14 protein-coding genes are annotated in these 12,747 nt (G+C 64.5%); 8 read left to right on the top strand and 6 right to left on the bottom strand.

Annotation, left to right across the window (positions count from 1 at the left end; translation table 11 throughout):
* Positions 1-29: 29 nt before the first annotated feature.
* The 3 genes from BraRD5C2_RS31790 to BraRD5C2_RS31780 all read right to left on the bottom strand — a co-directional run bounded on the left by BraRD5C2_RS31790 (position 30) and on the right by BraRD5C2_RS31780 (position 2,385).
* Entirely contained in the window at positions 30-596 is a 567-nt protein-coding gene (locus BraRD5C2_RS31790; protein ID WP_223975254.1) for a c-type cytochrome, read from the bottom strand.
* Between the two features lie 72 nt (positions 597-668).
* A complete protein-coding gene (locus tag BraRD5C2_RS31785) occupies positions 669-1,943 on the bottom strand; it encodes a PQQ-dependent sugar dehydrogenase (RefSeq protein ID WP_223975253.1) in 1,275 nt (424 codons plus the stop codon).
* Positions 1,944-2,127: 184 nt separating this feature from the next.
* Positions 2,128-2,385, bottom strand: coding sequence for a DUF6894 family protein (locus tag BraRD5C2_RS31780; RefSeq protein WP_223975252.1), 258 nt, complete (start codon positions 2,383-2,385; stop codon positions 2,128-2,130).
* 323 nt (positions 2,386-2,708) lie between these two features.
* Between BraRD5C2_RS31780 and pqqA the strand changes: the two genes are divergently transcribed.
* The 7 genes from pqqA (at position 2,709) to BraRD5C2_RS31745 (ending at position 8,005) form a co-directional block, all read left to right on the top strand.
* Positions 2,709-2,789, top strand: a complete 81-nt coding sequence (gene pqqA, locus BraRD5C2_RS31775; protein WP_035635412.1) for a pyrroloquinoline quinone precursor peptide PqqA — start codon at positions 2,709-2,711, stop codon at positions 2,787-2,789.
* 172 nt (positions 2,790-2,961) lie between these two features.
* A complete protein-coding gene (gene pqqB / locus BraRD5C2_RS31770) occupies positions 2,962-3,891 on the top strand; it encodes a pyrroloquinoline quinone biosynthesis protein PqqB (protein ID WP_223975250.1) in 930 nt (309 codons plus the stop codon).
* A 20-nt stretch (positions 3,892-3,911) separates the two neighbouring features.
* Positions 3,912-4,667: a pyrroloquinoline-quinone synthase PqqC gene (gene pqqC / locus BraRD5C2_RS31765; RefSeq protein ID WP_374708074.1), complete on the top strand. Its 756-nt coding sequence runs from the start codon at positions 3,912-3,914 to the stop codon at positions 4,665-4,667.
* 9 nt (positions 4,668-4,676) lie between these two features.
* Positions 4,677-4,985, top strand: coding sequence for a pyrroloquinoline quinone biosynthesis peptide chaperone PqqD (gene pqqD, locus BraRD5C2_RS31760; RefSeq protein WP_223975246.1), 309 nt, complete (start codon positions 4,677-4,679; stop codon positions 4,983-4,985).
* Positions 4,982-6,202 (top strand): pyrroloquinoline quinone biosynthesis protein PqqE, encoded by a 1,221-nt coding sequence (pqqE, locus tag BraRD5C2_RS31755; RefSeq protein ID WP_223975245.1) that lies wholly within the window; start codon positions 4,982-4,984, stop codon positions 6,200-6,202. Before pqqD ends, pqqE begins: the two co-directional genes overlap by 4 nt.
* Positions 6,192-7,163 carry a prolyl aminopeptidase gene (gene pip, locus BraRD5C2_RS31750; protein ID WP_223975244.1) on the top strand — a complete coding sequence of 324 codons (972 nt, stop codon included), beginning with the start codon at positions 6,192-6,194 and terminating at the stop codon, positions 7,161-7,163. The genes pqqE and pip overlap by 11 nt, the downstream gene beginning before the upstream one ends.
* Before the next feature lie 20 nt (positions 7,164-7,183).
* Complete coding sequence (locus BraRD5C2_RS31745) at positions 7,184-8,005, top strand: glutamate racemase (RefSeq protein WP_223975243.1); 822 nt, start codon at positions 7,184-7,186, stop codon at positions 8,003-8,005.
* A 102-nt stretch (positions 8,006-8,107) separates the two neighbouring features.
* Here BraRD5C2_RS31745 and BraRD5C2_RS31740 read toward each other — a convergent pair whose 3' ends face one another.
* Positions 8,108-8,929 (bottom strand): LysR substrate-binding domain-containing protein, encoded by an 822-nt coding sequence (locus BraRD5C2_RS31740; protein ID WP_249788373.1) that lies wholly within the window; start codon positions 8,927-8,929, stop codon positions 8,108-8,110.
* 108 nt (positions 8,930-9,037) lie between these two features.
* Here BraRD5C2_RS31740 and BraRD5C2_RS31735 point away from each other — a divergent pair, with 108 nt between their 5' ends.
* Complete coding sequence (locus BraRD5C2_RS31735; RefSeq protein ID WP_223975241.1) at positions 9,038-9,595, top strand: DinB family protein; 558 nt, start codon at positions 9,038-9,040, stop codon at positions 9,593-9,595.
* Between the two features lie 161 nt (positions 9,596-9,756).
* Here the strand turns inward: BraRD5C2_RS31735 and BraRD5C2_RS31730 are convergent, their stop codons facing one another.
* Positions 9,757-10,950, bottom strand: a complete 1,194-nt coding sequence (locus BraRD5C2_RS31730; protein WP_223975240.1) for a DUF1501 domain-containing protein — start codon at positions 10,948-10,950, stop codon at positions 9,757-9,759.
* Between the two features lie 15 nt (positions 10,951-10,965).
* A complete protein-coding gene (locus BraRD5C2_RS31725) occupies positions 10,966-12,510 on the bottom strand; it encodes a DUF1800 domain-containing protein (protein ID WP_374708070.1) in 1,545 nt (514 codons plus the stop codon).
* Positions 12,511-12,747: the final 237 nt, after the last annotated feature.

The following is a 12,747-nucleotide window of genomic DNA, read 5'->3' as shown; positions in this document are numbered from 1 at the left end:
GACATGGCCAGCGGCCCCCGCCTAACCGGTCAGCGGAAATGGGCGATGTAATAGGCAAGGTCGCCGATCTGCTCCTTGGTGACCGTCTGCATCACGTCCGCCATGGTGGCGTCGTAGCCGTGGCGGCTGTTGTCCTTGTATTCGGCCAGCGTCTTGGCGAGATAATCCTCGCGCTGGTTGGCGATGCGAGGGACGTTGTCCTTGCCCGAAAAATCGGTGTTGTGGCAGGTGTTGCAGCGGTTCTGCTGCACCAGCGCCTGGCCGCGCGCCATCCGTGCCGGATCGCCGGCCTCCGCGGGCGGCGCAGGCTTCGGCAAGGTGGCGATGAAATCCGAGAAGGTGCGCAGATCGTCGTCGGTCATCGGTTTCGCCATCTCGTTCATCGGGTCGAATACCCGCAGTTTCTCGCGAAACATGAAGAGCTGGATCAGCGCATAGGGCGCCTGCTGGCCGCCGAGCGAAGGCGTGTTCTCGGTTTCCGACGTGCCATGCTCGCCATGGCAGGCAAAGCACGCGACGGTGCGCTCCTGGATGGTCTCGGCGTTTGCGGAGAAGCTGAGAGCGGCCAGCGCCGCGGCGATTGCGAGCTTACGCATCGGTCCATCCTTGCATGCAGTTCAAAAGAAAATCGGGGGCAGCAGACGCTGCCCCCGATCGCTGACTTCAGCTTACTGGTTGGCGACCTTCGGCTTGCCGTAGCTGATGCGATAGACCGCGCCGTTCCAGTCGTCGGAGACCAGCAGCGAGCCATCCTTCAGCAGCATCACGTCGACCGGGCGGCCGACATACTTGTTGTCCTCGAGGAAGCCGGTCAGGAACGGCTCCATCGACTTCACGGTGCCATCCTTGTTCAGCTTGACGACGACGACGTCACCGCCCTGCTTCTGCGACTTGTTCCAGGAGCCGTGACGCGCGACGAAGATCGCGTTCTTGTAGGTCTTCGGGAACTGGCTTCCGGTGTAGAAGCGCATGCCGAGCGAGGCGGTATGCGGACCCATCAGGCCCACCGGCGCGGTGTAGTCCTTGCAAGACTTACCCCAGCCGAGCTCCTGGTCGATGATGTTGCCCTGGTAGCAGAACGGCGCACCGAAATCCTCGCCCGCCTTGGTGACGCGGTTGAGCTCGTCCTCCGGCACCGTCTCCGACAGCCAGTCACGGCCGTTGTCGGTGAAGTACATCTGCTTGGTCTCGGGATTCCAGTCGAAGCCGACCGAGTTGCGCACGCCGAGCGCGTAGACCTCGGCGCCGGAGCCGTCGAGATTCATGCGGCGGATCTGACCGTGGTCGGCGTCATGCAGCACATTGTTGCCGGGCTGGCCGACCGGGACATAGAGCTTGTTGTCGGGACCGATGGCGATGAACTTCCAGCCATGCGCCTCGTCCTTCGGCAGCTTGTCGTAGATGACGGTCGGCTTCGGCGGGTTGTCCAGATTGTCCTCGATCTTGTCGATCTTGGAGACCTTCGACAGCTCGGCGATGTAGAGCGTGCCGTCCTTGAAGGCGACGCCGTTCGGGCGGTAGAGGCCGGAGGCGATCACCTTGACCGAGCGTTTGCCGTCCTTGTTGACGATCGCATAGACCTTGTCGACGAGCCGGCTGCCGACGAACACGGTACCCTTGTCGCCGAGCGCCAGTGAACGCGCATTGGCCATGCCGGCAGCATAGACCTCGATATTGAAGCCGGCTGGCACCTTGAGCTTGGCGAGCGGCAGCTTGTCGGGCGCGGCCGGAATCGGCGGGCCCACGACGGGTGCAAGCTTGGCGGCGGCTTCATTGTCCGGACGCCCGATCATGGGCGAGCCCGGCGGCAGCGGCTGGGCGGCCGGTGCGGCACCTGCGGCCGGCGCGGCCGCGGGCTGTTGCGCCGCAGCGGAGAGCGTGAACGCTCCCAGCATGGCCCCCGCGAGCAGCAGGCTGCGCGGAGCGAATGAGTGTTTTTTCATGATGATCTCCCCTGGGTGGAAGCCGTTTGTTCATTGCGCCATTGAGGTCGACCGGCGCTATCAGGCTTTCCGCTCATAGTCTTGCGAATTTGTCCGGACAATTGCAATCGGAAACATGCCGGCATCGGCCAACGCATGGTTGTGGCCACGCGACCGTGTCGGTGTGCCTCCGTCCCGGTGTCTCTCAGTGCCTTGTGATCGAGTGATCCGGGCGATCGAGAATCGCCTCGGTGAATGGAAACTCCAGCACGATCTCGCCCTCGTCGTCGGTCACCTCGATCACGGCGCTGAGCAACGCGCCGTCGGCCCCCTCGGTCTTCAGCAGTTCGCGAATCATCGCCCGCGCCATCTCCCACGCGCGATCCGGGTCGCGCAGGATTTCGCCGTCGGGGTCGGAGATCAGCTCGTCGCCGATACGGGTATTGAAGAAATAGCGTGGCATCGGCAGAACTCGGCTCGGTTAGTCGCGTCCCGTCACCGGGAAGCACAGAATCGTCATCAGGACCTTCGGAGGATCGCGTGGCCCCCTCTCTTAGTCCAAGATCACCATTCACCGTGTGGCGAACAACAGTAAAAAGGTCTGATGCCACCGGGTTTTGACCGGAAATGCGCGCACAAATTTGTGAGTGGGCCGGATTTTCTTCCCGCAGTGCAGCATGCGCTTCCGCAGGGCAGCTTGCGAAAAATTTAAGTGGCGAACTTTTCGAACCGCAGTAGTTTAACTGTAGGGCGGAAAGTTCGTCCGGTTGCAACAAGGAGAGCCTAATGGCCTGGAAAGCACCGAAGATCGTCGAAGTGTCGGTCGGCATGGAAATCAACATGTATATGTGCGCCACCCGCAAGTAAGCGGCAGCGCCCTATACACGTTTAGCGTTTTAGCGCAGGTGGACATCCGGGCGTAACGCGCTCCCGAGCATGGGGGTGTGTTCCAAGCCGGGGTCCACCTCGTAACGTTTCTGGGTCCAGGTTATTGGGCCGAGTTGATGGGTCCGAGTTAAACGTCTCCAGGGGACGGATCATGCTTCGTGTCGTCGTCCTGGGTGCCGCGGCGGGTGGCGGCGTTCCGCAGTGGAACTGCGGCTGTGCCGTCTGCAGGACGGCGCGAAGCGACCATCCCGAATTGCAGAGCACGCAAGCCTCGATCGCCGTCAGCGGCGATGGCGCGCACTGGTTCCTGGTCAACGCTTCCCCGGATCTGCGCCAACAGCTGATCGCGACGCCGCAGCTGCATCCGAAGCAAGGCGCGTTGCGCCACAGCCCGATCGCCGGTGTCATCCTCACCAATGGCGAGATCGATGCCGTCGCCGGACTGCTGTCGATGCGCGAGGGCTCGCCGTTTGCGATCTACGCCCATGAGCGGGTGCTGGCGATCCTGCGCGCGAACAGCATCTTCAACGTGCTGAGCGAGAAGAACGTCGCCCGCCGGCCGATCGCGGTCGACCAGGCCTTTGAGCCGGCCCTGCCCGACGGATCGCCGTCCGGTCTCGAGGTGCTGCCGTTCGAGGTTCCCGGCAAGGGCGCCTGGTATCTCGAGGGCAAGGCGCACCCGGCGGGCGCCGACGGCGTCGGCGATACGCTCGGCCTGCGTATTGCGGACAGGCGCAGCGGCAAATACTTCTATTTCCTGGCCGCCTGCGCCCGGGTGACCGACGACCTGAAATTGCGGCTCAAGGGCGCGCCGCTGGTGTTCTTCGACGGCACGGTGTGGCGCGACGACGAACTGATCGCAGCGGGGCTTGGCAACAAGACCGGCCAGGGCATGGGACATATCGCGATGTCGGGCGATCAGGGCGCGATCGCAAGCCTCGCCGGGCTCGACATCGGACTAAAAGTGTTTTTGCATATCAACAACTCCAACCCGGCGCTGCTTGGGACCTCGGCCGAACGCAAGGCGGCCGAACAGGCGGGCTGGCAGATTCCCTCCGACGGAACGGAGATCGTGCTGTGAATGCCGTGCCTACCTCTGGAATGACCGCGCTCTCGATCGGCAAGGGCATTACGCTCGACAGTGCCGAGGCGATGGAATCCGTGCTGCGCACGATCGGCGCGACGCGCTATCACAGCCTGCATCCGTTCCACCGCCTGCTGCACGGCGGCAAGCTCAACAAGGGCCAGGTTCAGGCCTGGGCGCTGAACCGCTATTACTACCAGAGCACGATCCCGCTGAAGGACGCGATGGTGATCTCGCGCTTCCGCGACCGCAACACACGGATCGAATGGCGCCACCGCATCGAGGATCACGACGGCGATCTCGGCAACGAGGGCGGCATCGAGCGCTGGCTGAAGCTGACCGAAGGCCTCGGCCTCGACACGGCCTATGTCGAGTCCACCGAAGGCATCCTGCCGGCGACGCGCTTTGCCGTGGAAGCCTATGTGCATTTCTGCCGCGACCGCACGCCGCTGGAAGCGATTGCCTCCTCGCTCACCGAATTGTTCGCGCCGAACCTGCACGAGGAGCGCATCTCGGGGATGTTGAAGCACTACGACTTCGTCAATCCCGACATCATGAGCTATTTCAGCCGCCGACTGACCCAGGCGCCGCGCGACGCCGGCTTTGCGCTCGACTACGTCAAGCAGCACGCCAAGACGCCCGCCGAACGCGAGGCGGTCTGCAACGCGCTGATCTTCAAGACCAATGTGCTGTGGGTGCAGCTCGACGCGCTGTATCACGCCTACGTCGATGGCCAGATCCCGCCCGGCGCCTTCGTGCCGAAAACCAGCTAGAGACGTAACATGGCCAGCCGCAACATCAGCGTCAGCGAGACCAGCCGGCCGAAACTGCCGCGCCACACCAAGCTGAAATTCGACGAGACGCGGCAGGTGTGGGTGATCCTGGCGCCGGAGCGCGTGCTGGCGCCGGACGAAATCGCGGTCGAGGTGCTACAACTCTGCGACGGCGTGCGCAGCGTCGCCGAGATGGTGGACCAGCTCGCCGAAAAATACGCCGCGCCGCGCGATGCGATCGCGACCGACGTGATCGCGATGCTGCAGGATCTGGCCGACAAGGGCTTTCTCACTGAAGCGCGCGAGAGCACAGCATGAGTGACACGCTCGCCGGCAACAAGACGACGACAGCCGGCACGACCGACGGGCTCGCGGTGCTCGAGCAGACGCGCTCGGCGGCCGAGACCTACGGCATCCCGCTCGCGGTGCTGCTCGAGATCACCCACCGCTGCCCGCTGCAATGTCCGTATTGCTCGAACCCGGTCGAGCTCGACCGCGGCTCGACCGAGCTCACCACCGAGGAATGGAAGAAGGTGCTGAGCGAGCTTGCCGAGCTCGGGGTGCTGCAAGTTCATTTCTCCGGCGGTGAGCCGACCGCGCGCAAGGACATCGTCGAACTGGTGCAGCACGCGACCGATGTCGGGCTGTATTCCAACCTGATCACCTCGGCGGTGCTGCTGACCAAGGACAAGCTGTCGGCGCTGGCCGATGCCGGCCTCAGCCATGTGCAGATCAGCTTCCAGGGCAATGAACCCATGGTTGCCGATCGCGTTGCGGGCCTGAAGGACGCGCATCGCAAGAAGCTCGAAGTCGCGAGATGGACCCGCGAGCTTGACATGCCGCTCACGGTGAATGCGGTGATGCACCGGCAGAACCTGCATCAGCTGTCCGACATCATCCAGATGGCGGTCGACCTCGACGCGGACCGGCTCGAAGTCGCCAACGTGCAGTATTACGGCTGGGCGCTGAAGAACCGCGCCGCGCTGATGCCGACGATCGAACAGATCGAGGAGACCAGCCGGATCGTCGAGGAAGCGCAAGTGCGCCTGAAGGGCACGCTCGCGATCGACTACGTGGTGCCGGATTACTACGCGCTGCGTCCGAAGAAATGCATGGGCGGCTGGGGCCGCCAGTTCTTCAACATCTCGCCGGCCGGCAAGGTGCTGCCGTGCCACGCCGCCGAAAGCATCACCGGGCTGGAATTCGAGTCGGTGCGCTCGAACCATTCGATCGCCTGGATCTGGCAGAACTCGGAGGCCTTCAACCGTTATCGCGGCACCGGCTGGATGCCGGAGCCGTGCAAGTCCTGCGAATTCCGCGAGGACGATTTCGGCGGGTGCCGGTGCCAGGCCTTTGCGCTGACCGGCGATGCCGGCAACACCGACCCGGCCTGCGCGCTGTCGCCGCGGCATGAGGAGATCTTCAAGCAGGCCGAGCAGGAATCCGCCGGCACGCAGAACCGTTTCCTCTACCGCAACTTCGCCGGTGGCACGCTGGAGACCGAAGCTCCCCAGGAAAAAATCAATGGCGCCTGACGCCGATGCCGGCAAGGCCGCGAGGCGCGCCGATCCCTTTGCTCCGCTGACATCGGAATGGCTCGCTGTCGGCGATGGCCACGAGCTCCATGTCGAGAGCGTTGGGTGCGAGGACGGCATTCCCGCGGTCTATCTGCACGGCGGCCCGGGCAGCGGCTGCCAGCCCGATCATCGCCGGCTGTTCGATCCCGAGCGCTTTCACGCCGTGCTGTTCGACCAGCGCGGTTGCGGCCGCAGTCGGCCGAAGGGCAGTCGCGACAACAACACGACGCAGCATCTGATCGCCGACATGGAGAAGATCCGCGAGCGTTTCGGCTTCGCGCGCTGGATGGTAGTCGGCGGCTCCTGGGGCGCGACGCTGGCCTTAGCCTATGCGCAAGCCCACCCTGACAGGGTCAGCGGGCTGGTGCTGCGCGCGACGTTTCTCGGCACCAGCGAAGAGCTGGAAGACGTGTTCCTGCGCGCGTTGCCGCGCTTCTATCCCGGCCTCTCCGAGGATTTTCTCAACTTCCTGCCCGAGAACGAGCGTGCCGCACCGCTTGCGGCTTATTACCGCCGCATCCTCGATCCCGACGCCGCCGTGCATGGACCGGCCGCGCGGGCCTGGCACGACACCGAACGCACGCTGTCGGAGCACACGCCGAAGCAGACCCGGCTCGATCTCAAGGCATCAGGCGCCCTGCCCTCGACGCCGTTCATGGAGGCGCACTACTTCGCCAACAATTGCTTCATGCGGCCTCGCCAACTGATGGACGAGGCCAATAAGCTCGCCGGCATTCCCGGCATCCTGGTGCAGGGCCGCTACGATCTGCTGTGCCCGCCCGCCACCTCGCACGCGCTCGCCGCGCGCTGGCCGGGCAGCGAGGTCCGCATCATCGATGGCGCGGGCCACATCCTCTACGACCCCGGCATCCGCAACGCCGTGATGAAGGCGATCGCGGATTTGGCGGCGAAGGCGTAGCCGGCGCCATATCAGAGCTAATGACCGATCAAATGCTCGACTTTCCTGCCTTGACCAAGCCCGTTGCCGTGTTCGACGCCGGCATTGGCAGCTATGCAGCCGTGGCCGCCTTGCAGCGTGCGCTTCCTCGCCAGGACCTCGTCTATTTCGCAGATCGTGCGAGCTTTCCCTATGGCAGCAAGAGCCGGCAGGAGCTGCTCGACACGATGCGGCGAACCTTTGATTTCCTGCTTCGCTTCGATCCCGCCGCCATCCTCGTCGCATCCAATGCCCCTTCGATCACCGTCCTCGACGATCTCGAGGACATGGTTTCCGTGCCGGTGTTCGGGGTACGTCCGCCGGTGAAGGAGGCACTCGCGCAGGCGAACGGAAACGTCGCTGTTCTCGGCGTGAAGTCGCTGGTCGAGAGCGCGGAGATGCGCGCCTTCGCCGCGACCGAGACCGGCGATCAGGTACGGCGCGTTCTCTTCGTCAACGCCTCGCCGCTCGTCGACCTGGTCGAAAGCGGCGCCTTCCTGTTTGACCAAACCGGCGTCCAGCAGAAGGTCGATGCGTTTATCTCAGAGCTCGACGCACAACACGCAGACATCGGTGCGATGACGCTATCGAGCACACATCTGCCCTGGCTCCGCAGTTTCCTCGAGCGCTCCGTCGAGGGACGGCCTCTGCTTGACCCGCTGGACAGCGCCCTTGGTGCAATTGGGCCGGTGGCTGTCGAAGGGCAAGGGCAGGTCCTTGGGTTGGTCACCGAGAACGACCGCTACACGGCAGGCGACTTCCAGCGCATGCTCGACCGGCTCGGGATCGCGCTGCCGCTGCGGGTCGTTCCGCATCCGGCTTGAGACCAGGGCGGACGCTTCCGAGCCCGGCTTCATCGGAGCAAGAGGCGACTCCGGGTGGGGACCGCCTCCTATCGGCCATGGGCGACGACTTGGTTGCCATACTTAGGCGACTTGATGCTCAAGCCAGGCTGCTAGCTGCCTGACCGCCGCGGACCGTGGCTTCTCCTCTTGTGTCGTCACAAGGAAATAGCCTTCGGGAAGTTCTGTGGCTCGGCCGTGCAGGCGAAGTCGGCCTGCTGCGATATGGGGTCGGGCATAGGCCTCGTCCATCATCGCGACCCCAGCGCCGGCCAGAGCCGCATCCATCGCTTGGGCGCGGGTCTCAACGACGACGCTTCGGATCGGCGGCTCCCCCGTTTTGCATGTAGCACGCCACCAGCGTGTCCAGTCCGAGAAGCGGGATCGCGCCCTGATGACCGTGCTTGCAACAGAAAGGTCGGCCAGATCCGGACGGGCGACTGGCACAAGCGTTTCGTGGAACAACAGAGTGGCTGACAGGTCGTGCCAATCCCCAAGACCATGGCGGATGGCGCAATCAATATCTTCTGCTGCAAGATCGAGCACCCGTGTCGTGGTGGAAATTGCCAGCTCGATGTTGGGATGCTGCTGCTGCCAGTCCGCAAGACGGGGGATCAGCCAAAGCGACGCGAAGGTCGCCACGGTGCTGATGCGCAACTGTCCCCGCCGCCGACGAAGCGGCGCCACCGCCGCCTCGATACGGTCGAGAGCGTTGCCCAACACCATCAGGAGGGACTGCGCGTCGTCCGTGAGCACGGCACAGCGGCCAGACTGGCGGACGAGAACGACACCGAGTTGTCGCTCCAGTTCTGCGATCCGGTGCGACAGCGCCGAACGGGTCACTCCGAGCGTCGCTGCTGCGGCGCTGAGGGAGGATGCTCTCTTCAGGGCTGCCAGGGCCTGCAAGTTCCTTGTCGAAGGTAGGTCCATATCGCTGAAGCTCCGACGCGAAGCGTGAATATATCTCACGCATGGGCGTGCGCGAAGCCACTATGGTCGCCTGTGGAGGTGCCCATGACCAAAGCTATCTTTGACCAGTTCGCGGCCTACAATCGGTGGGCGAACGCCCGCATTTACGCTGCGGCGCTGGCGCTTCCCGAGGACGCGTACAGGCGGCCGACAGGTGTGTTCTTCGGCAGCCTACATGGGACGCTCAACCACCTGCTCCTCACCGATCGACTGTGGCTTCGTCGACTGACAGGCGAAGGCGAACATCCTGACCGTCTCAATGCCATCATCTTTGATGACCGGCATGACCTTGCCCGCGCTCGCTTTGAGGAGGACGAGCGGCTCGTGACGGTCGTCTCGGCTTATGGGGAAGCGGAGCTGAATCGCGTTCACGCCTACAGAACGACGAGCGAGCAACCGCAGGAACAGCGGCTCGCCGACATCCTACAGCATCTGTTCAATCATCAGACGCACCATCGAGGCCAGGCCCACGCTTGCGTATCGATCCTGACCGGCAAGGAACCACCGTCGCTCGACCTTCTTGCGTTTCAGCGCGGCGTGCCGGCGCCGCCTATCTTCGAAGGTCCGCGTTCAAGCTCCCCTCAAATGCCATCGCACGGCTAGCACAGCGATGAACCTGCTCGACGGCCAGGTGGCCGCCATTGCATTATTTCTGAATAATAGAAGAATACCGCTGAGTTGCCCGACGTGTCAAGTCGCCGTGCCGAATGCTGGCGACCAGCTACTTTGCATGGGGTTGTTTTCGATATTTCGGCAGCGCCCCTTCAAACCAGGTTCAGGTCCTTCGGCTTGATGCCGGTGAAGATGCGTTCGAGGCTCGCCTGCTGCAGGCCGTAGACGTGCTGGATCAGACCGGCGAAGAACGCCTTGTAGTCGGTCAGAACCGGGAAATCGCGGTTCTGGAACAGCGTCGCCTGTGCGACCTGGACCTGCTCGCCGGCCATGCGTCCGCCATTGATGCCGCCGCCCATCACCCAGTACACGCTGCCATGGCCGTGATCGGTGCCGCGGTCGCCATTCTCGCGGAAGGTGCGGCCGAATTCGGAGATCACGACCACGACGGTGTCGCGCCACATCGCAGGGCCGATCTCCTCGGAGAAGCCGGCGAGGCCCCTGCCGAGTTCGCCGAGGCGGTCGGCGAGATAGCCGGTCGCCGCGCCCTGGTTGACGTGGGTGTCCCAGCCGCCGACGTCGACGAAGCCGAGGTTGAACTGCTCGCGCATCAGGCGACCGATCCGCCGCGCCGACAGTTCGAAGCCGCGCGGCGACACGGCGCCGCGGTTGGCCGCCATCATCTCCTCGGAGACCGACTTGTAGACGTCGTCGCGGACCCGAAAACCTTCCGACACCGAATTGGCGAGATCGCCCTTGGCATACATCTCCCGGATCAGCCGCGCCTGCCGATCGTCGACACCCGGCTTGCTGACGCTGGCGATGCCGATGTTCGGGATCTGGTTCTGGCCGCGGAAGATCAGCGGCAATTGGTCGGTGAAGGAGATCGGCTTCACCCGCGTCAACTCGGTCGCGAGCCGACTCATGAAGCCGGATCGGTAGTCGCGGCTGCCGCCGACTGCCTGCCCGAGCTCGATCGTGTCCTGGGTCTCGAAATGGCTGCGCGAGAGATCGTCGCTGGTGCCGGCGAACGGGACGAACGCGATCTCGCGCTTGGCCCACAGCGGATAGATCGAATCGCGCAATGCCGGATGCAGCCCCCATCCGGCGTCGAGCGCCAGCGCCGCATTCGGATTGCCAGCGTCGGGCCGCGCGACCGCAAGCGTCGGGCGCGAGGCGTAGTAGAACTCGCTGCCGACCGGCACCACCACGTTGGCGGCGTCGTAGGCACCGCGCAGAAACACGACGAGCAGCCGCGCGTCGGTCGCGGGTGCGGCCCAGACCCGGCCGGCCAGGGTGAGCGAGGCGGAAGCGGCGAAGGCCTTGAGCAGTTCACGGCGGTTCATTGGCGAACCTCCCTTTCAGTGCATGAACTCGGGTGACGACAGAAACAGCGTATTCCAGTCCTGCGGCGAGACGGCCTGATCGAGCGCGGCGAGCGTGGTCGGGCTCAGCGTCTGCCTGATGTTGCTGAAATAGAGCCCGTTCATGACCAGCGGAAACGCCGGCTGGTCGACGGCGTTGGGCTCGTTCGGCTTGAACAGCCCGGCCGATCCCGAGCCGATCGCGCGCGCGATCTCGAAACGCAGCATCATCTGCCCGGGGCCGTTCCAGGCCGCCGACAGCATCGAATAGCCGTCGGGCGTCTCGTGATTGAACAGGCCCTCGGACAGGCGGTTGAGCCAGCCCTGGATCGGCAGCGTGTTGAGGACGACCTTGCTGTCGTAGGCGAGCCGCACCGACGACATCACGTAGAGCATCGGGTCCTTGAACTTGGCGCCGCCCTTCAGGCTCGCGGCAAACTCCGGCGCATGAACCAGCGTCGACATCACGGCCGCGATATCGCCGTCGGTCTTCTGGAAGGTCTGCGCCATCTGCTGCACCAGTGCGGCCGGCGGATTGTCCGACACGAAATAGGTCGCAAGCTGCTTTGCGACGTGCGTGGCGGTCGCGGGATGATGACAGAGGATGTCGAGAGCCTCATCGACCTCGGCAAGACCACGGCCCTTGATCTGATGGCCGAGGAAGGTCTTGTCGCCGAAATCGTGGCGCGCCGGATTGAACTCGAACGCGCCCTCGCGGACCAGCTGGGATTGCTGCTCGGGCTTCAGCTTCGGGTCCTCCGACTTGAAGTCAATGCCGACGCCGGTGAGGATCCGCGCCAGCGCCTCGACATCGGCCTGGGTGTAGCCGGAGCCGACGCCCATGGTGTGCAGCTCCATGATCTCGCGGGCGTAGTTCTCGTTGAGATGACCGGCCGCGTTATCGGCATTGTCGAGGTAACGCAGCATCACGGGATGATGCAGCGTCGCCGACAGCAGGTTGCGGAATTTGCCGAGCGCATTGGCGCGGATCGCGCGATCCTCGTAGTCGCCGACCAGCACGCGGATGTTGGCCTTGTACTGGTGGACATTGAAGTGGTTGAACCAGAACCATGTCAGGCGTTCGCGCAACTGATCCGGCGCATAGAGCGCGTGCAGGATGGTGCGGGCCGCGGCCTGCCTGGCGCGGTCGTTCATGGCCTGCTGATAGACCTGTTGCGCCGCCTTCTTCTGCTCCGGATCGGCAACCTGGTTGGCGGATTTGCCCTGCTGGTCGAACGAGGCGGCAATGTCGAACGGGAAGCGATGCACGTCCGGCATCGCCTCGATCTGCTTCTGGACGGCGGCCGGCAGTGCGGTGTTGGCCGGATGCAGCTGCTCCTGCAGCCAGCGTTCGGTGCCGACCTCGCGCAGATGCGCCGCGCTCGAGGCGCTGACACCCCAGGTGAGGCGATCGAGCAGCGCGATGTCCTGCGCTGCGAGTTCGGCCGCCCGCGCCGGCTGGTGGAACACCACCAGCCCCACGATCGTACCGATCATCAGTTTCGCTGATGTCCGCGATCCGAGTGTGGCCGTGATGCTCATGAAGGCTGACCTGCCCGGCTCATGGTGTCATCCCCTCAGTGTTTGCATTTGCCGGGAGGGCATGCCGGCGCTGCCCGTGCTGCTGCTGCTGCTGCGGGCCTTGGCGGCGGTGCCGGCCGAGGCGGCGGCGGTGCTGCGCGTTGCGCCTGCACAGCCGGCCGTGGCGGCGGCGGCGCGGCGCGCGGGGCCGGTGCCGGATGCGGCGCAACGGCTGCGGCGCGGGGCGGCGGGGGAGCC

Origin of the sequence: Bradyrhizobium sp. RD5-C2, assembly GCF_019972155.1 — a bacterium.
GTDB lineage: Bacteria > Pseudomonadota > Alphaproteobacteria > Rhizobiales > Xanthobacteraceae > Bradyrhizobium.
This window is presented reverse-complemented; position numbering and strand designations above follow the sequence as displayed.